Genomic DNA, 17,195 nt, shown 5'->3' with positions numbered 1-17,195 from the left:
TGGGCAAACATTTCAGATGGACGGGATCAGACTGGCGACAGCCGCACCGGTGATGGAAGGGGACCAGCCATGACCCGCCACGACGCAAGTTTCGCGACCTACCAGCTGTCGGACCGCTACGACCGCGAGGACGGGCGCGTCTTCCTGACCGGCACGCAGGCGCTGGTCCGGGTGATGCTGGACTAGGCGCGGCGCGACCGGAAGGCGGGGCTGAACACCGCGGGGTTCGTGTCGGGCTATCGCGGATCGCCGCTGGGCGGGCTGGACCAGGAACTGTGGCGCATCGGCGAGCGCCTGAAGGCCGACCGGATCGAGTTCCTGCCCGCCGTGAACGAGGATCTGGGCGCCACCGCCGTCTTGGGCGCGCAGCAGGCGGCGCTGGACCCCGACTGCTCGGTCGAGGGCGTGTTTTCCATGTGGTACGGCAAGGGCCCGGGCGTGGACCGGTCCGGCGACGCTCTCAAGCACGGGAATGCCTACGGCTCGTCGCCGAAGGGGGGAATCCTGGTGGTCGCGGGCGATGACCACGGCTGCGTGTCGTCGTCGATGCCGCACCAGTCGGACGTGGCGTTCATGGCGTGGTTCATGCCGACGCTGAACCCGGCATCCATCCGCGAATACCTCGAATTCGGCGAATACGGCTTCGCGTTGTCGCGCTTTTCGGGTGCGTGGGTGGGGTTCAAGGCGATTTCGGAAACCGTCGAGGCCGGGCAGTCGGTCGAGCTTCCTTCCGACCGCATCTTCGTCGCGCCCGACTTCACCGGCCCCGATGGCGGGATGCACGTCCGCCGCACCGATCCGCCCAGCCCCCTGATCGAGACGCGGATCGAGGACAAGCTGCGCGCGGTCGAGGCGTTCGTCGAGGCGAACCCGATCGACCGCCGCATCTACGACCTGCCGGACGCGCATTTCGGCATCGTCACCACCGGCAAGGCGCATCTCGACACGATGGAGGCGCTGCGGCTGCTCGGCCTCGACGACGACGCCTGCCGCCGGCTCGGGATCGACATCTACAAGGTCGGCATGGTCTGGCCGCTGGCGCGCCGCGACGCGCTCGCCTTCGTCACCGGCAAGGAAGAGGTGCTGGTGATCGAGGAAAAGCGCGGCATCATCGAAAGCCAGTTCAAGGAATACTTCTACGACTGGCCGGGCGCGAAGCCCAGGAAGATGGTCGGCAAGCACCGCGCCGCGGGCGACCCGCTGCTGCCCTGGACGGGCGAGCTTGCGCCGCTGATGCTGGTGTCGGTGCTGGCCGAACGGCTGGGGCGGTTCTTCCCGGACGAGGGGCTGGAAGACCGCGCCCGCGCGCTGACGGACACGCCCGCGCCGCTGCTTCAGGTGCCCGGCGCGTCGCGGACACCCTATTTCTGCTCGGGCTGCCCGCACAACACCTCGACCAGGGTGCCGGACGGATCGGTGGCGGCCAGCGGCATCGGCTGCCACGTCATGTCGGGCTGGATGGGCCGAAGCGAGATCGGGTTCGCGCAGATGGGGGCCGAGGGCGTGCCGGTGGCGGTCGGCCAGCGCTGGAACGGCGGCAAGCACGTCTTCCAGAACCTCGGCGACGGGACGTGGTACCACTCCGGCTCGCTCGCGATCCGGCAGGCGGTCGCGGCGGGCGCGAACATCACCTACAAGATCCTCTACAACGACGCGGTGGCGATGACCGGCGGGCAGTCGGTGGACGGGCCGGTCAGCGTCGCGGGCATCGCCCACAGCTGCCGGGCGGAAGGAATCGACCGGATCGCGCTGGTGTCGGACGCGCCCGGGAAGTTCGACCTGCGCGACTTGCCCCCCGGCACGACGCTGCACCCGCGCGCCGATCTGGACGCGGTCCAGCGCGAACTGCGCGACATCCCGGGCGTCACGATCCTGATCTACGAACAGACCTGCGCCACCGAAAAGCGCCGCCGCCGCAAGCGCGGCAGGATGGAGGATCCGGCGCGCTTCGCGATGATCAACAACCTCGTCTGCGAAGGCTGCGGCGACTGCTCGGTCGAATCGAACTGCCTCAGCGTCGAGCCGGTGGAAACCCCGCTGGGCCGCAAGCGGCGGATCAACCTGTCCAGCTGCAACAAGGACTTCACCTGCCTGAACGGCTTCTGTCCCAGCTTCGTCACGATCGAGGGCGGCAGCCGCAGGAAGCCCGCCCCCGCCGGCCTCGACATCGACGCGCTGCGCCGCGCCCTGCCGCATCCGGCGGTGCCGGACCTCGCCCGGCCGTTCGACCTGCTGGTGGCGGGCGTCGGCGGCACCGGGGTCGTGACGGTGAGCCATCTCATCACCATGGCCGCGCATCTGGAAGGAAAGGGGTCGAGCGTCCTCGACTTCACCGGATTCGCGCAGAAGTTCGGGACCGTGCTGGGCTATGTCCGCATCGGCCGCACGCCCGATGCGATCAACCAGGTCCGGATCGAGCGCGGCCACGCCGACGCGGTGATCGGCTGCGACGCGGTGGTGTGTTCCTCGCCCAAGGCGTCGATCCATTATCGCGACGGCACCCGCATCGTCCTGAACCGGGCCGAGATGCCGACCGGGGACCTGGTCCTGCACCGCGACGCGGACCTGAGGATTGCGGGCCGCGAGGCGCTGATCCGCCGCACGGTGGGCGACGGGAACGTGCTGGGCTTCGACGCGAACGTCGCATCGGAACGGCTGATGGGGGATGCGGTCTTCGCCAACATCATCCTGATGGGCGCGGCGTGGCAGATGGGGCTGATCCCGGTAAGCGAAGTCGCGCTGAAGCAGGCGATCCTGCTGAACGGCGTCGCGGTCCAGAAGAACGGCATGGCCTTCGACATCGGCCGGGTGCTGGCGGCCGATCCGGCGGCACTCGACGCGCATCTGCGTGACGATGCGCCCCCCGCGCCGCTGACGCTGGACGAGTTGATCGCCCACCGCGCGACGTTCCTGACCGGCTACCAGGACGCGGCCTATGCCCGCCGCTTCACGGACCGGATCGCACGTTTTCGCGCCGCGCTGCCCGCGGGGTCGGACGACACCGTCGCCGCGGCCGCGAAGTCGCTGTTCCGGCTGATGGCCTTCAAGGACGAATACGAGGTCGGCCGCCTGTTCGCCGACCCCGCCTTCGAGGCCGAGATCGCGAGCCGGTTCGAGGGCGACTACACCGTCCGCTACCACCTCGCCCCGCCGATGCTGCCCGCAGGCACCGACGCGCGCGGGCGGCCGCTGAAGCGGTCGTTCGGGCCGTGGATGGGGCGCGGGATGAAGGCGCTGGCACGCATGAAGAGGCTGCGCGGGACATTCCTCGACCCCTTTGCGCGGACCGCCGACCGCAAGCTCGACCGCGACCTGCTGGCGTGGTTCGAGGGCGTCCTGGACCGGGTCGAGCGCGACGCGGCCGCGCTTGGCCCGGACGTGGCGATGAAGGCCGTCTCGCTGCCGCAGGACATCCGCGGCTACGGCCCGGTGCGGCACAAGGCCGCCGACCGCGCGCGGGCCGAGATGGCGGCGCTGCTGGGCTGACGACGAAAAGGGCCGGCGCCTGATCGCGCCGGCCCGTCCGTTGCCGCAACCGGCCCCTGTCAGTTCCGGGCGCGGTCCACCATCTTGCCCTTGGAAATCCAGGGCATCATGGCCCGCAGCCGCTCGCCGACCTGCTCGATCTGGTGCTCGTCGTTCAGGCGGCGCGTGGCCTTGAACGACGGCTGCCCGACCGCGTTTTCCTGCATGAAGTCGCGGACGAACTTGCCCGACTGGATATCCTTCAGCACCGCCTTCATCCGCGCCTTGGTCTCGTCGTAGGGCAGGATGCGCGGGCCGCTGACATACTCGCCGTATTCGGCCGTGTTGCTGATCGAATAGTTCATGTTCGCGATGCCGCCTTCGTAGATCAGGTCCACGATCAGCTTCACCTCGTGCAGGCACTCGAAATAGGCCATCTCGGGCTCGTAGCCGGCCTCGACCAGCGTCTCGAACCCCATGCGGATCAGCTCGACCAGTCCGCCGCACAGCACCGCCTGCTCGCCGAACAGGTCCGTCTCGCATTCCTCGCGGAAGTTCGTCTCGATGATCCCCGACCGGCCGCCGCCAATGGCCGAGCAGTAGGACAGCCCGAGGTCCATCGCCCGGCCCGACGCGTCCTGGTGCACGGCGACGAGGCACGGCACGCCGCCGCCCTTGACGTATTCGCCGCGAACGGTGTGGCCCGGGCCCTTGGGCGCCATCATGATGACATCGACGCCCTTCTTGGGCTCGATCAGCCCGAAATGGACGTTGAGCCCGTGCGCGAAGGCGATCGCCGCGCCGTCGCGCAGGTTGTCATGGACGTATTTGCGGTAGGTCTCGGCCTGCAGCTCGTCGGGCATGGTGAACATGATGAGGTCGGCCCACTTCGCCGCTTCCGCGATGTCCATCACCTGCAGGCCTTCGCCCTCGGCCTTGGCGCGGCTGGGCGACCCCTCGCGCAGCGCGACGACAAGGTTCTTCGCACCGCTGTCGCGCAGGTTCAGCGCGTGGGCGTGCCCCTGGCTGCCATAGCCGAGGATCGCGATCTTCTTGTCCTTGATGAGGTTCACGTCGCAGTCGCGATCGTAATAGACGCGCATTGGTGTTCTCCTTCTTGCTGCGGCATTGATACGCCCGCGCACCGTGGTGGACTTTGCAAAGTGGCGATGCGAAAGGCATCGGGTGCAAAGATCATTCGTGGTCAGAAGGGCAAGCGCACAAAACATGCTCGACGAAGCCGACCGCCGCATCCTCCGCCAGATGCTCGCCGACCCCGGGGCTGACGCGGGCACCCTTGCCTTCCGAGCCGGGGTGACCGCCGCCACGCTGTCGCGGCGCCTCGACCGGCTCCGCGAACGCGGCATCCTGAGGGGGATCGAGGCACGCGTGAACTGGCGCGCGCTCGGCTACGAAGTCGAGGTTTCGCTGCGCTTCACCCTCGACAAGACCGAACCCCGCGCCTTCGACGTCTTCACCGCCGCCGCCCGCGATGTGCCCGAGGTGACGGAGATCCAGACCTTCCTCGGCTCGGTCGATATCCGCCTGTCGGTGATCGCGCGCGACATGGCGCACTGGCAGCAGATCTACCGCGACCGCATCCTGCCCTTGCCGCACGTCACCGACATCGAGCCGCTGATGCTGGTCGCGACGCTGAAAGACAGCGCGGAGCTGCCGCTGTGACGGAAATCTTCGCCCCCGACGCGACCGACATCGCGATCCTGAAGCTTCTCGCCCGCGACGCCACGCCGAGCGCGGCCGAGGTCGGGCGCGCGGTCGGGCTGACCCAGCCGGCGGCGTGGCGGCGGATCCGGCGGCTGACCGACGCGGGCGTGATCGCCGGCCGGCGCGTGGTGGTGGACCGCGCCGCGCTGGGCTTCGGCGTGACGGTGTTCCTCGGCATCCGCCTTGCTGCCCGCGGCCGCCCGGCCTTGGAGGATTTCGAGCGCGCCGCCGCCGCCGTGCCCGAGGTGCAGACGGTCCAGCACGTGCTCGGCCGCTTCGACTATCGCCTGCGGATCGTGGCCCGCGACATCCCCGACTTCGAACGCGTCCTGCGCCGCCGGATCATGACCCTGCCGGGCGTGGGACAGGTGGAAGCGAACGTCGTCCTGTCCGAGGAACGCCGCCCCGGACCCCTGGGCTGAGCGCCCGAAGGCCGCGGGGCGCCTGCCCCCGAATTCCCGGAGGACACCTGCGCCCGTCCGCGGCCTGCGGCGATCCGGGCGGGCGGAATGATTCCAAGGTAAACCCCGCCCAGCGGCGCGGGCGTTCAGCGCGTGCCGAGGCCCGCCCGCATCAGCGTGCGCCGGATCGGGGCGAACGCGTAGAGCCCGCCCAGCGCCGCCGCGCGGATGTCGCGCAAGGGGCGCACGCCGACCATGCTCGCGCGGTTCAGCGCGTCGATGCCCATCACGCGCAGCACCGCCTCGGGGCGGCGGGTGCGGTTGAAGCGGTCCAGCGCCGCCGCGTTGCCGGGATCGCCCTGCATCAGCTCCACCAGGGCCGCGATGTCGGCAAGGCTCATGTTCAGCCCCTGCGCGCCGATCGGCGGGACGACATGCGCCGCCTCGGCCACCAGCGCGGTGCGGGGGCCGCTGAAGCGGTCGGCGATCTGGCTGATGATCGGCCATTCGGTCAGCGCGGTCGCCTGCGTCAGCCGCCCCAGCACCCCGGCGGAGCGGGCGTTGAGTTCGGCCCCGAACGCCTCGCGCGGCAGGGCGCGGAGGCGGGCGATCTCGGGCCCGCGTTCCATCCACACCACGCCCGAGGCGTGCCGCCCCTCGCGGTCGGGCAGCGGGACCAGCGTGAACGGGCCGCCCGAACGGTGGACCTCGGTCGAGACGTTGTCGTGCGGGCGTTCGTGCGTCACGGCGAAGGCCAGCGCCTTCTGGCCGTAGCGGATCGTGCGCGCGCCGATCCCCAGCATCTCGCGGACCGGGGAATTGCGGCCGTCCGCCGCCACCACCAGCTGCGCCGCGACCGTCTGCGCGCCGCCATTGCCGGACGCGAGCCGGACCAGCGCCGCGTCCTCGCGCGGGGTCAGGCCGACGGTCGCGGTGCCGGGGCGGAACTCGACGCCGGGCAGCTCGGCAAGCCGCGCCGCGATCTCGCGCCGCAGCAGCCAGTTGGGCAGGTTCCACCCGAACGGCCGGTCCGAGATGTCGGCGGCGTCGAAGGCGCGGGTCAGCCGCGCGGTGGGCTCAACCCCGCCCGCATCCACGATCTTCATCACCTGCAGGGGCGTCGCGAACGGCGCGAGGCGGTCCCACAGGCCGATCCGGGCCAGAAGGTCGGCCGAGGGTTGCAGGAACGCCGTCGTCCTGAGATCGGCGCCTTCCGCGCCCTCGTCGGTGACGGGGGCGGCGGGGTCCACGCAGATCACGCGCGCGCCCGTGGCGCCGAAGGCCGCGGCCGCGATCAACCCGGCGATGCCGCCGCCGGAGACGAGGATGTCGGTGTCGCGGTCGGCCATGGTCGTCATCCTCGCGAGGCGACGGATCGCCGCGGCGTCAGCCTGCCACGGCGGCCAGCGCCTCGGCAAGGCGGGCCACGAAGGCGGGCAGGTCGTCGGTGCGCCAGCCCACATGGGGACCGTGCAGGTGGTCCGGCGCCAGTTCGTCCGGCCCGTGCCGCCCGGCGCCTACGAGAATCGTCCGCATCCCCAGCCGGTGCGGCACTTCCAGGTTGCGCGGATCGTCCTCGAACATCGCGGCCCGCGCCGGGTCGATCCCGTGGGCGTCCAGCACCGCCGCGAAGGAGCGCGGGTCGGGCTTGGGGTGAAAGCCGCATTCCTCGATCCCGTAGACCGCATCGAAGCAGGCAAGCCCCCGCTGCGCCAGCACGCGCGAGGCATAGGCGGCGTCCGCGTTGGTGTGGACGATCCTGCGCCCCGGCAGGGCGAGGATCGCAACCGACAGCGCCTCGTCCTCGGTCAGGGCCGAGAAGTCGATGTCGTGGACGTGGCGCAGATAGGCGACCGGGTCGATGTCGTGTTCCGCCATCAGCCCCGCGAGGGTGGTGCCGTGGTCGCGCCAGTACTGCGCGCGAAGCGCGTCGGCGGCTTCGCGGTCCAGCCCCAGTTCGCGCGCGACCCAGCTCGTCATGCGAAGCTGGATCTGGTCGAACAGCCGCACGTCGGGGGAATACAGCGTATTGTCGAGATCGAAGATCCACGTATCCACATGCGCGAAGTCGGCGCGCAGGGCGGCGGGATCCATGGCGGAAGGGGCGGCGGCGGTGTCCATGCGCCGTGCTGATACCACGCCGCGCCGGTCCTGTCAGGGGGATGGCGGTTCAAGGATCACCACTTCGGGTGCCGAGGGAAGCGTTGGGACGGGCTGTCCGTGAAGCCCGGGACGCGGCGGCGGCGGATGGCGGCCGCGCTGGTTCCCATCTTCACCGCCCTCGGGAACTATGCGGTCTGCTCCGGCACGCGGCAGTCCGCGGCTGTCCGGCGTGGTCCATCGGCAGAATGCGGCTTGCCGCCCCGGGGCGGCGCCCCCACCATGACCATAGCGGCCTGGCCAGCCCGGCCAGAGCTTGGGGGGGCGGGACCGCGCCACATTGCCCGGACCCCGGCCCGTATTCGCCGACGCCGACGGGTTGCAAAGCGCCGTCCGGGCGGCCAACTCTGCCGCATGAAGGACGCCTATTCCCTGATCCTGTCGGCAATCGACAACGGCACCTACCGCCCCGGCGACCGGCTGGTCGAATCTGAACTGGCAGAGCGGTTCGGCGTCAGCCGCACCCCCGTGCGCGAGGCGCTGCAGCGGCTCGAGACGCAGTCGATGCTGACGCGCGACGGGCGCAGCCTGATCGTCTCGGCGCTGGACCACAACCAGCTGACCGAGCTTTACGCCGTCCGCACCGAGCTCGAGGCGCTGGCCGCCCGCCTTGCCGCCCGCCACGCGAGCCGCGAGGAAGTGCGCGTTCTCGGCGCGATGGTCGAGGAGGATCGCGCGATCCTCGACGATCCGCAGGCGCTGGCGCGCGCGAACCGGCGCTTCCATCACCAGATCCACCTGGCGTCGCACAACCGCTACCTGGTCCAGCAGCTCGACATCGTGCACCGGACCATGGCGCTGATGGCGCATTCCTCGCTCGCCGTGCCGGGCCGGGGCGACGATTCGCTGGCCGAACACCGCGAGATCGTGCAGGCGATCGGGGCGGGCGACCCGGATGCGGCCGACGCCACCCTGCGCGCGCATATCTCGCGCGCCTACGAGACCCGGCTGAGGCAGGGCGCCAAGGACTGGGCCGAGACGGTGGAGCAGGGACGGGAATGACGGGAATGCCGGCCATGCGCCTGATCGGCGAGCCGTCCGACCTGGAGGAGGGGCTCGCCTTCCTTGCCGCGGTGGACCCGGTCTGGGCGCGGGTGCTGCCCGGACTCGGGCCCCTGCCGCTGCGCCGGCGCGAGGACGGGTTTTCCGCGATCCTGAACGCGGTCGTCTCGCAGCAGCTGTCCACCCACGCGGCGGACGCGATCGGGGCCAGGCTGGACGCCGCGGGGCTGACCGACCCGGCCGCGATCGCGGCGGCTTCCGACGAGGCGCTGCGGGCCTGCGGGCTGTCGGCGCAGAAGATCCGCTACCTGCGCGGCATCGCGGCGGCCGCGCCCGACTGGGCCGCGCTGCGGACCCTGCCCGACGACGACGTGACGCAGACGCTGGTCGCGCTGCCCGGCATCGGGCGCTGGACGGCGGAGATCTATCTCAAGTTCGCGCTCGGCCGCGCCGATGCCTTCGCGGCGGGCGACCTTGCGCTGCAGGAGGCGGCGCGGATGATGTTCGACCTGCCCGCACGCCCCACGCCCGCCGCGCTGATCGCGATGGCGGAGCCGTGGCGGCCGTGGCGGTCGGTCGCGGCCCGCGCGCTCTGGGCCTATTACGGCACCGCGAAGGGGCGCGAAGGCGTCAGGTGAGGCGGGCGTCAGGCCCGCGACGGACAGCAAGGGACAGGACACATGGCACGGAAACTGCAATCGGACCGGCGCGGGCCGGAAAAGGCCACCTCTGTCGTGGTGCTGCTGCACGGCTACGGCGCGGACGGGGCGGACCTGCTGGGGCTGGCCGATCCGCTGTCGCCGCACCTGCCCGGCACCGCCTTCTACGCCCCCGACGCGCCCGAGCCCTGCGCCAACAACCCGATGGGGCGGCAGTGGTTTCCGGTGCCGTGGCTCGACGGCTCGACGCAGGACCAGGCGCGCGAGTCGATGGTCCGGTCGGTCGACGACCTGAACGCGTTCCTGGACGAGGTGCTTGCGCGCGAGGGGCTGGGCGCGGACCGCATGGTGCTGGTGGGCTTCTCGCAGGGCACGATGATGGCGCTGCACGTGGCGCCGCGGCGCGCGGCGCAGGTGGCGGGCGTGGTGGGCTTTTCTGGCCGGCTGCTGGTGCCGCAACTGCTGCACGAGGCGACGGTCAAGCCGCCCATCCTGCTGGTCCATGGCGACCAGGACCAGATGGTGCCGTTCGCGGACATGGGGCTGGCGGGCGACGCGCTGCTGGGGGCGGGGTTCACGGTCTACAGCCACGTGATGAAGAACACGGGCCACGGCATCTCGCCCGACGGGCTCGGCGCGGCGCTGTCCTTCGTGCGCGAGGTGCTGGGATAGGCCCGCGGGCCCGACCCGCGCGTCAGTCCCAGATCGCCGGGTCGGCCAGTTCGATCGAGTTCCCGGCGGGGTCGCGGAAATAGACCGAGCGGCGGCCGTTCGGCCAGCGGAAGTCGGCCTCGATCGCCACCCCGGCCGCTTCCAGATGCGCGCGCCAGTCGTCCAGCCGCGCGGGATCGACGGCCATGCAGTAATGCCCCTGGCCCTCGGCCCCGTGCGGCGGAACGGGCAGGCGCGCGTCCGCCGCGGGCGGAACGCGGGTCGCCGAGGGGTTGAACACCAGCAGGACCTGCGAGGGCGGGCCTTCGGCCACGCGCAGGAACACGTGCCGGCCCGGAACCTTCTGGAAGACCGCCAGGCCCATGATCCCGGTCCAGAATGCCTCGGCCGCGTCCAGGTCCGATGCGTACAAGGCCGATTCGAGCGTGCCGAGAAGCGGGGGAGTCGTCTTGCCCATGCCTCACGCTCGCACGTCGCGCGCCTGTTGGCGAGACGGCGTCGCCTGTTTCACGGGCCATCTTCGTGCATTCACACGAACGTAACGGTCCGGAATTACGGTTTCCATCAACATGCAGGCGCTTGCCAGCGGTCGGCCGCGACTTATAGTTGCCGGGAATGCGACGACCCGGCGGCAGGCGACAGACGAAGGGACGGATCACGCGACATGCTCGACGAGCGGCAGCTGAACACGGATTTCCGCACCCAGTTCGTGCGTGACCCGTCATCGCTCAGGCGCAATCCGGCGCTGGTGCTGAACGCCGATTTCCGCCCGCTGTCCTACTATCCCCTGTCGCTCTGGCCCTGGCAGGAGGCGGTGAAGGCCGTGTTCCTCGACCGGGTCACGATCCTCGCGGAATACGACGACGTGGTCCGAAGCCAGCGATCGGCGATACGGATACCGTCGGTCGTGGTGCTCAAGGAATTCGTCAGACCCCAGAAGCGCGTGGCATTCACGCGCTTCAATCTTTTCCTGCGGGACGAATTCTGCTGCCAGTACTGCGGCGCCAGGGGCGACCTGACGTTCGACCACGTGGTGCCGCGGTCGCGCGGCGGGGTGACGAGCTGGGAAAACGTCGTCGCTGCCTGCTCGCCCTGCAACCTGAAGAAGGCGAACAAGAGCCTGCGGAACTCGGGCCTCAAGCTGCGCCGCGCGCCGGAGCGGCCCACGGCCGAGGCAATGCACGCGGTCGGCCGGCGCTTCCCGCCGAACCACCTGCACCACAGCTGGATGGATTTCCTGTACTGGGACGCAGAGCTGGAAAGCTGACGCGCGCCTTCAGGCCGGATCCGGCGCCCCGACTCAGGCGCCCCGACTCAGGCACCCCGACTCAGGCACCCCGCCTCAGGCGCCGGGATGATGCCGCGGATGGTCGTCGCCTGGACGGGTGAAGTGCAGCACCGCCGCGGCGACCAGCACGACCAGCGCGACCGCCCCGAACGACACGCCCAGCGAGATCGCCAGCCACAGCGTCACCGCGGCCGCGGCCACGACGGCGGCCAGCATCATCAGGAAATGTGGCAGGGGCATCGATTCGCTCCTCGTCTCCGCCTTTCAATATGGGGACCGGGCCGCGGGGAGGGAAGTCCCCCCGTTCGATCATCGTTCTTGCATTTTGTTCGTATTTTGTTCTAACCTGCGTCCATGCTTCCTGCCCGCGACCCCGATGAGATCCTGAAGGCGCGCGGTGCCGCGAACCGCCCCGCGGCCCGGTTCGAGCCCTACACGACCGAGATCGAGGATGACGGCTGGGAGGGAGAGCGGGACGAACGCGTGCTGCGGACCGAGGTCACGACGGAACAGCCGCGCCGCATCATCACCCGCAACCAGTCCCCCGACGTGCCGTTCGACCGGTCGGTGAACCCCTATCGCGGCTGCGAGCACGGCTGCATCTACTGCTTCGCGCGCCCGACCCACGCCTATCTCGGCCTGTCGCCGGGACTGGACTTCGAAACCCGGATCACCGCCAAGCCGGACGCCGCGCGCCTGCTCGCGGCGGAAATCGCGCGCCCCGGCTACGCGGTGGGCCCGATCGCCTTCGGCACCAACACCGACCCCTATCAGCCGGCCGAGGCGAAGATGGGGATCATGCGCGCCTGCCTGCAGGTGCTGCACGACTGGAACCACCCGGTCAGCATCGTGACCCGCGGCCGCACGATCCTGCGCGACCTCGACCTGATCGGGGCGATGGCGGCGCGGCAGCAGGTCTTCGTCGGCGTGTCGGTCACGACGCTGGACGCGGACCTGTCGCGGCGGATGGAGCCGCGCGCGCCCGCGCCCGCGACCCGTCTCGCGATGATCCGGGCGCTGGCCGCGGCTGGCGTGCCGGTCCGCGTGCTGTGCGCGCCGATGATCCCGGTGCTGACCGCGCACGAGGTCGAGGCCATCCTTGCCGCCGCCCGCGAGGCGGGCGCGCACACCGCCAGCATGATCCCGGTCCGCCTGCCGCTTGAGGTGGCGCCCCTGTTCCGCGACTGGCTGCAGCGCCATCACCCCGGCAAGGCCGGCCACGTGATGACGCGCATCCAGGCCATGCGCGGCGGCCGCGACAACGATCCCCGCTTCGGCACCCGCATGAAGGGCGAGGGGGTGGAGGCGGAGCTTCTGCACCAGCGCTTCAGGCTGGCCCGCAAGCGGCTGGGCTACGCGACCGAAAGCCCGCCGCTCGACGCGAGCCGCTTTGCCCCGCCGCCGCGTGCGGGCGACCAGCTTTCGCTGTTCTGACGCCGCTGTTCTGACGCTTTTGTCCCCGCCCACTGGCGCCGCGCGCGACCCCTTGGCACCGCGCGCGCGCCTGCTACGGTCGCCGCCATGAAGATCGCCAGTTTCAACATCAACGGCATCAAGGCGCGGCTGCACCAGCTGACCGCCTGGCTGCCCGACGCGCAGCCCGACGTGGTGGTGCTGCAGGAAATCAAGTCGGTGGACGAGGGCTTCCCGTCCGAGGTGATCGAGGATCTCGGCTGGACCGTCTGGACCCACGGCCAGAAAAGCTGGAACGGCGTCGCGATCCTGTCGCGCCTGCCGGTCGAGGACGTCAGCCGCGGCCTGCCTGGAGACGAGGCCGACGAGCAGTCCCGCTTCATCGAGGGAACGGTGACCGGGGCGAAGGCGGCGGTCCGCATCTCGGGGCTCTACCTGCCCAACGGCAACCCCGCGCCGGGGCCGAAATACGACTACAAGCTCGCCTGGATGGAGCGGCTGCGGGTCCATGCGGCGGCGATCCTCGCGACCGAGCAGCCGGCGGTGATGCTGGGCGACTTCAACGTCATCCCCGAGCACCGGGATGCCGCCCATCCCGAACGCTGGGTGGACGACGCGCTGTTCATGCCCGACACGCGCGCCGCGTTCCGGCGGATCGTCAACCAGGGCTGGACCGACGCCATCCGCATCCGCGCGCCGAACGCCGCCCGGGGGCCGTTCACCTTCTGGGACTACCAGCGCCAGGGGTGGGAACGCGACAACGGCATCCGCATCGACCACGCGCTGCTGTCGCCGCAGGCCGCCGACCTTCTGCGCGACGCCGGGATCGACCGCGACCAGCGCGGGACGGAAAAGCCGAGCGACCATGTCCCGGTCTGGGTCGAACTCGACGCCTGACGGCGGTGGCAGTCGCGCGGCGGATGTTTCGCGCTTGCAGCATCGCCGGAGCCACGCTTAGGGTTCCCGCCATCATGGACAAACCCGCAGCCGCCGCGCCGGTACTCGCGCCCCTCGACGACATCGTCGAGATCACCCCGTCCGCCCCCGTCCGCATCGACGGGCACGGCTGGCGCGCGAAGTGCCTTCAGCGCCTGATCCGGATGGAGCTTCCGGTCCCGCGCAGCCATGCCGTGTCGGTGGACGCGGTGCGCGCGATCGCGGCGGGGCGGATGCTGGATCCCGGCGCGCTGGCGCGGCTGATCGGCGAGGGGGCGGGGCTGGTGGGCGTGCGCCCCTCGGCCGTCGATCCCGACTGGGGCGGGCCGGGGACGGTGCTGAACGTGGGCATCAACGACAGATGCCACAAGCGCCTGTCCGAGACCCGGGGAAAGGAGGCCGCCGACGGGATCTATCGCGGGTTCGTCCAGTCCTACGCGGTCCACGTCGCGCGGCTCGATCCCGACATGTTCTCGGACCCCGACGCGAGCCTTGCCGACGCGCTCGCCGCCTATCGCCACGAGACCGACGAGCAGTTCCCGCAGGACCCGACCCGGCAGCTGGCCGAGGTGCTGCGGTCGATGGCGCGGGCGTGGGACGGGCCGACCGCGCGGCTGCTGCGGCAGGCCAAGGGCGCGCCGTCGGACGCGCCCTTGGGGCTGATCGTGCAGGACATGGCGCTGGCGCTGGGGCCGGGCGTCACCGGTTCGGGGACGATCCGCTACGTCGACAGCTCGACCGGGCTTCCCCGCATCACGGGGCGCTTTCGCGGCCAGTCGCAGGGCCGGTCGGAAAGCCGCGGGCGCGGGAAGGACGCCGAGACGCTGTACCTGACCCGCGACCCGCGCGGCCCCTCGCTCGAGGAAGCGGCGCCCGAGGTCTTTTCGGACCTGATCCGGTTCGGGGCGGCGGCGCGCCTGCGGCTGCGCGAGGAAATGCAGATCGAGTTCGTGGTGACCGACAGCCGGCTGTCGCTGATCGACGCGACGAAGGTGGAACGGTCGTCGCGCGCGGCCGTCCGGGTTGCGGTCGCGCTCGCCCGCGACGGCGTGATCTCCCACGACGAGGCGGTGATGCGGATCCAGCCGCGCACCCTGTCGGACCTGCTGCACCGGCAGGTCGATCCGGGCGCGCGCCGCGACGTGGTCGTGCGCGGCATGGCCGCCAGCCCCGGCGCGGCCACCGGGCGCATCGTCTTCACCCCCGCGGCCGCCCAGGCCAGCGCCGCGCGGGGGGAACCCTGCATCCTCGTCCGGCGCGAGACCGCGCCCGAGGACGTGCGCGGCATGCACGCGGCCGTCGCCGTCCTGACCGAACGCGGCGGCATGACCAGCCATGCCGCGGTGATCGCGCGCGGCCTGGGCCTGCCCTGCATCGTCGGCGCGAACGGGCTGGCGATCGACGCCCGCGCCGGCACCATCCGCGCCGGCACGCGGCTGTTGCAGGAAGGCGACGAGATCACCGTCGACGGCACTTCGGGCGACGTCCTCATGGGCGCGGCCGAGATGCTGGAACCCGCGCTCGACGACAGCTTCACCCAGCTGCTCGACTGGGCCGACGAGGCCTGCTCCATCGGCATCCGCGCCAACGCCGACACGCCCGAGGACGCGCGCACGGCGCGGATGTTCAAGGCGCAGGGCATCGGCCTGTGCCGGACCGAGCACATGTTCTTCGACGAGGCGCGCCTGCCCGCCATGCGCGAGATGATCTTCGCCGATCGGGCCGAGGACCGCCGCCTCGCGCTGGACCGGCTGCTGCCGATGCAGCGCGCGGACTTCACCACGCTGTTCCAGATCATGGACGGCCTGCCCGTCACGATCCGCCTGTTCGATCCGCCGCTGCACGAGTTCCTGCCCCACGACCGCGAGGGGATGCGCGAGCTTGCGGAATCGCTCGACCTGCCGCTGTCCGACGTGGTCCGCCGGATCGAGGCGCTGGACGAGTTCAACCCGATGCTGGGGATGCGCGGCGTGCGCCTGGGCATCGTCATGCCCGAGATCTACGACATGCAGGCCCGCGCCATCTTCGAGGCGACGGTCGCCGCCGGCCGCCAGGGCGTGGGTGTCACACCCGAGATCATGATCCCGCTCGTCAGCGCCATGCGCGAGGTCGAACTGGTGCGCCACCGCGTGGACGCGGTCGCCGCCGCCGTCCGCGCCGAGACGCGGGCGAGCTTCGACTTCCGCCTGGGCGTCATGGTGGAAACCCCGCGGGCGGCGCTTCGGGCGGGCGACATCGCGGAACACTGCGCCTTCCTGTCGTTCGGGACCAACGATCTGACGCAGATGACCTTCGGACTGTCGCGCGACGACGCCGGGCGCTTCATGGGCAGCTACGTGGGGCAGGGCGTCTATGACGAGGATCCCTTCAGCATCCTCGACGAGCAGGGCGTGGGCGAGCTGATCCTGACCGGGGTGCAGCGCGCGCGGGACGCCCGGCCCGGCATCACGCTGTCGGTCTGCGGCGAGCATGGCGGCAACGCGGATTCGATCGACTTCTGCCTGCGCGCGGGTGTCGACTACGTGTCCTGTTCGCCGTTCCGCGTCCCGCTCGCCCGGCTGGCCGCGGCGCGGACTTCGATTCTCCGCCGCTCTGCAAACGATTGACGATTAGCCGCGCTACGGTTCCGAGGCGACGACGTTTCTGGCCGGATCTTGCCACCCACGGCCTACTCGCCCGGCGGGTTCCTGCCCAAAAATGGCGTTTTAATGACGTTCGGGCGTCTTCACGGGTTCGACAGTAGCGCCGCCCCGCATGGTTTCGCATCCAGCCTGCATCTGCCCGGCGGCCCCGGGTGTCAGTTTGCAGGAACTCCATGCCTCATCTCGCTTCGTGGCTGGCGCGCCTTTGTGTGTGTGCAGTTGTGACCGCCCCCTTGTTCTCCGCCCCCGCGCTTGCCGAACGCCGCGACGACAGCACCTACCAGCAGCGTGTCGTCCAGTATCAGCAGCGCAATGCCGAGCGGATGAAGCAGACCCGCGCAGTCACCGGCGGCCCCGAGCAGATCATCAAGGCGCGGACGGCGGCGACGGCGGACAAGGCCTCGCTGGAATGCCTGACCGAAGCGGTCTACTTCGAATCGCGCGGCGAGCCGCTGTCGGGCCAGAAGGCGGTGGCCGAGGTCATCATGAACCGCGTGGACGACCCCCGCTTCCCGAAATCGGTCTGCGGCGTCGTGAACCAGAGCGGTCAGTTCAGCTATCGCGGCAATGTCGGCAAGATGCGCAAGGGCGCGGCCTTCAACACCGCCCGGCGCGTGGCCGAGGAAGCGCTGGCTGGCGCCCCCCGCGCGCTGACCAACGGCGCCACCTATTTCCACACCACCAAGGTTCGCCCGTCGTGGTCGAAGCGCTTCACCCGCACGACCAGGATCGGCGCGCACGTGTTCTACCGCCAGGGCGGCCGCCGCGTGGCGTCGAACTGAGGATGAACGGCACGGGTCGCTGAAGCGGCCCTTGCCTCGACTGCCCCTCA

Annotated in this window: 15 protein-coding genes and 1 pseudogene; 11 read left to right on the top strand and 5 right to left on the bottom strand. The window is 70.8% G+C overall.

Annotation, left to right across the window (positions count from 1 at the left end):
• Positions 1 to 69 precede the first annotated feature (69 nt).
• Positions 70 to 3,486: pseudogene (locus ELI80_RS08250) on the top strand (indolepyruvate ferredoxin oxidoreductase family protein).
• A gap of 59 nt (positions 3,487 to 3,545) precedes the next feature.
• Here the strand turns inward: ELI80_RS08250 and ilvC are convergent.
• The gene (gene ilvC, locus ELI80_RS08245) at positions 3,546 to 4,568 is read right to left on the bottom strand and encodes a ketol-acid reductoisomerase (RefSeq protein WP_136650618.1); all 1,023 of its coding nucleotides are present in this window, start codon (positions 4,566 to 4,568) and stop codon (positions 3,546 to 3,548) included.
• A gap of 124 nt (positions 4,569 to 4,692) precedes the next feature.
• Here ilvC and ELI80_RS08240 point away from each other — a divergent pair, with 124 nt between their 5' ends.
• Positions 4,693 to 5,148, top strand: a complete 456-nt coding sequence (locus tag ELI80_RS08240; RefSeq protein WP_136650617.1) for an Lrp/AsnC family transcriptional regulator — start codon at positions 4,693 to 4,695, stop codon at positions 5,146 to 5,148.
• On the top strand, positions 5,145 to 5,612 hold the full coding sequence (locus ELI80_RS08235) for an Lrp/AsnC family transcriptional regulator (RefSeq protein WP_201740583.1): 468 nt from the start codon (positions 5,145 to 5,147) through the stop codon (positions 5,610 to 5,612). Before ELI80_RS08240 ends, ELI80_RS08235 begins: the two co-directional genes overlap by 4 nt.
• 125 nt (positions 5,613 to 5,737) lie before the next feature.
• Here ELI80_RS08235 and ELI80_RS08230 read toward each other — a convergent pair whose 3' ends face one another.
• Both ELI80_RS08230 and ELI80_RS08225 read right to left on the bottom strand, forming a co-directional pair.
• Positions 5,738 to 6,940, bottom strand: coding sequence for a UbiH/UbiF family hydroxylase (locus ELI80_RS08230; RefSeq protein WP_136650616.1), 1,203 nt, complete (start codon positions 6,938 to 6,940; stop codon positions 5,738 to 5,740).
• A 37-nt stretch (positions 6,941 to 6,977) separates the two neighbouring features.
• Positions 6,978 to 7,685, bottom strand: coding sequence for a pyrimidine 5'-nucleotidase (locus ELI80_RS08225; protein WP_136650773.1), 708 nt, complete (start codon positions 7,683 to 7,685; stop codon positions 6,978 to 6,980).
• Between the two features lie 420 nt (positions 7,686 to 8,105).
• Between ELI80_RS08225 and ELI80_RS08220 the strand changes: the two genes are divergently transcribed.
• Genes ELI80_RS08220 through ELI80_RS08210 form a run of 3 tightly spaced genes read left to right on the top strand, consistent with a single transcriptional unit; the run spans position 8,106 to position 10,084 of the window.
• The gene (locus ELI80_RS08220) at positions 8,106 to 8,753 is read left to right on the top strand and encodes a GntR family transcriptional regulator (RefSeq protein ID WP_136650615.1); all 648 of its coding nucleotides are present in this window, start codon (positions 8,106 to 8,108) and stop codon (positions 8,751 to 8,753) included.
• A gap of 5 nt (positions 8,754 to 8,758) precedes the next feature.
• Complete coding sequence (locus tag ELI80_RS08215; protein WP_236641403.1) at positions 8,759 to 9,391, top strand: DNA-3-methyladenine glycosylase family protein; 633 nt, start codon at positions 8,759 to 8,761, stop codon at positions 9,389 to 9,391.
• A 42-nt stretch (positions 9,392 to 9,433) separates the two neighbouring features.
• Positions 9,434 to 10,084 (top strand): alpha/beta hydrolase, encoded by a 651-nt coding sequence (locus tag ELI80_RS08210; protein WP_136650614.1) that lies wholly within the window; start codon positions 9,434 to 9,436, stop codon positions 10,082 to 10,084.
• A gap of 22 nt (positions 10,085 to 10,106) precedes the next feature.
• Here ELI80_RS08210 and ELI80_RS08205 read toward each other — a convergent pair whose 3' ends face one another.
• Positions 10,107 to 10,541 (bottom strand): VOC family protein, encoded by a 435-nt coding sequence (locus tag ELI80_RS08205; RefSeq protein WP_136650613.1) that lies wholly within the window; start codon positions 10,539 to 10,541, stop codon positions 10,107 to 10,109.
• A 225-nt stretch (positions 10,542 to 10,766) separates the two neighbouring features.
• Between ELI80_RS08205 and ELI80_RS08200 the strand changes: the two genes are divergently transcribed.
• The gene (locus ELI80_RS08200) at positions 10,767 to 11,351 is read left to right on the top strand and encodes an HNH endonuclease (protein WP_136650771.1); all 585 of its coding nucleotides are present in this window, start codon (positions 10,767 to 10,769) and stop codon (positions 11,349 to 11,351) included.
• A 75-nt stretch (positions 11,352 to 11,426) separates the two neighbouring features.
• Here ELI80_RS08200 and ELI80_RS08195 read toward each other — a convergent pair whose 3' ends face one another.
• A complete protein-coding gene (locus ELI80_RS08195; RefSeq protein ID WP_136650612.1) occupies positions 11,427 to 11,612 on the bottom strand; it encodes a hypothetical protein in 186 nt (61 codons plus the stop codon).
• A 114-nt stretch (positions 11,613 to 11,726) separates the two neighbouring features.
• Between ELI80_RS08195 and ELI80_RS08190 the strand changes: the two genes are divergently transcribed.
• From ELI80_RS08190 to ELI80_RS08175, 4 genes are all read left to right on the top strand, one after another.
• The gene (locus ELI80_RS08190) at positions 11,727 to 12,806 is read left to right on the top strand and encodes a PA0069 family radical SAM protein (RefSeq protein ID WP_136650611.1); all 1,080 of its coding nucleotides are present in this window, start codon (positions 11,727 to 11,729) and stop codon (positions 12,804 to 12,806) included.
• 87 nt (positions 12,807 to 12,893) lie between these two features.
• A complete protein-coding gene (gene xth / locus ELI80_RS08185) occupies positions 12,894 to 13,682 on the top strand; it encodes an exodeoxyribonuclease III (protein WP_136650610.1) in 789 nt (262 codons plus the stop codon).
• Positions 13,683 to 13,756: 74 nt separating this feature from the next.
• Entirely contained in the window at positions 13,757 to 16,327 is a 2,571-nt protein-coding gene (locus tag ELI80_RS08180; protein WP_136650609.1) for a putative PEP-binding protein, read from the top strand.
• Between the two features lie 269 nt (positions 16,328 to 16,596).
• Positions 16,597 to 17,145 carry a cell wall hydrolase gene (locus ELI80_RS08175; RefSeq protein ID WP_236641384.1) on the top strand — a complete coding sequence of 183 codons (549 nt, stop codon included), beginning with the start codon at positions 16,597 to 16,599 and terminating at the stop codon, positions 17,143 to 17,145.
• Positions 17,146 to 17,195 lie beyond the last annotated feature (50 nt).

This window comes from Paracoccus aeridis (assembly GCF_004923205.2).
Classification (GTDB): Bacteria; Pseudomonadota; Alphaproteobacteria; order Rhodobacterales; family Rhodobacteraceae; genus Paracoccus; species Paracoccus aeridis.
This window is presented reverse-complemented; position numbering and strand designations above follow the sequence as displayed.

What these genes read in the sequence shown, in the direction of transcription:
- ilvC (WP_136650618.1), bottom strand. Translation starts at nt 4,568, where the DNA reads ATGCGCGTCTATTACGATCGCGACTGCGACGTGAACCTCATCAAGGAC.
- ELI80_RS08240 (WP_136650617.1), top strand. Translation starts at nt 4,693, where the DNA reads ATGCTCGACGAAGCCGACCGCCGCATCCTCCGCCAGATGCTCGCCGAC.
- ELI80_RS08230 (WP_136650616.1), bottom strand. Translation starts at nt 6,940, where the DNA reads ATGGCCGACCGCGACACCGACATCCTCGTCTCCGGCGGCGGCATCGCC.
- ELI80_RS08225 (WP_136650773.1), bottom strand. Translation starts at nt 7,685, where the DNA reads ATGGATCCCGCCGCCCTGCGCGCCGACTTCGCGCATGTGGATACGTGG.
- ELI80_RS08220 (WP_136650615.1), top strand. Translation starts at nt 8,106, where the DNA reads ATGAAGGACGCCTATTCCCTGATCCTGTCGGCAATCGACAACGGCACC.
- ELI80_RS08215 (WP_236641403.1), top strand. Translation starts at nt 8,759, where the DNA reads ATGCCGGCCATGCGCCTGATCGGCGAGCCGTCCGACCTGGAGGAGGGG.
- ELI80_RS08210 (WP_136650614.1), top strand. Translation starts at nt 9,434, where the DNA reads ATGGCACGGAAACTGCAATCGGACCGGCGCGGGCCGGAAAAGGCCACC.
- ELI80_RS08205 (WP_136650613.1), bottom strand. Translation starts at nt 10,541, where the DNA reads ATGGGCAAGACGACTCCCCCGCTTCTCGGCACGCTCGAATCGGCCTTG.
- ELI80_RS08195 (WP_136650612.1), bottom strand. Translation starts at nt 11,612, where the DNA reads ATGCCCCTGCCACATTTCCTGATGATGCTGGCCGCCGTCGTGGCCGCG.
- ELI80_RS08190 (WP_136650611.1), top strand. Translation starts at nt 11,727, where the DNA reads ATGCTTCCTGCCCGCGACCCCGATGAGATCCTGAAGGCGCGCGGTGCC.
- xth (WP_136650610.1), top strand. Translation starts at nt 12,894, where the DNA reads ATGAAGATCGCCAGTTTCAACATCAACGGCATCAAGGCGCGGCTGCAC.
- ELI80_RS08180 (WP_136650609.1), top strand. Translation starts at nt 13,757, where the DNA reads ATGGACAAACCCGCAGCCGCCGCGCCGGTACTCGCGCCCCTCGACGAC.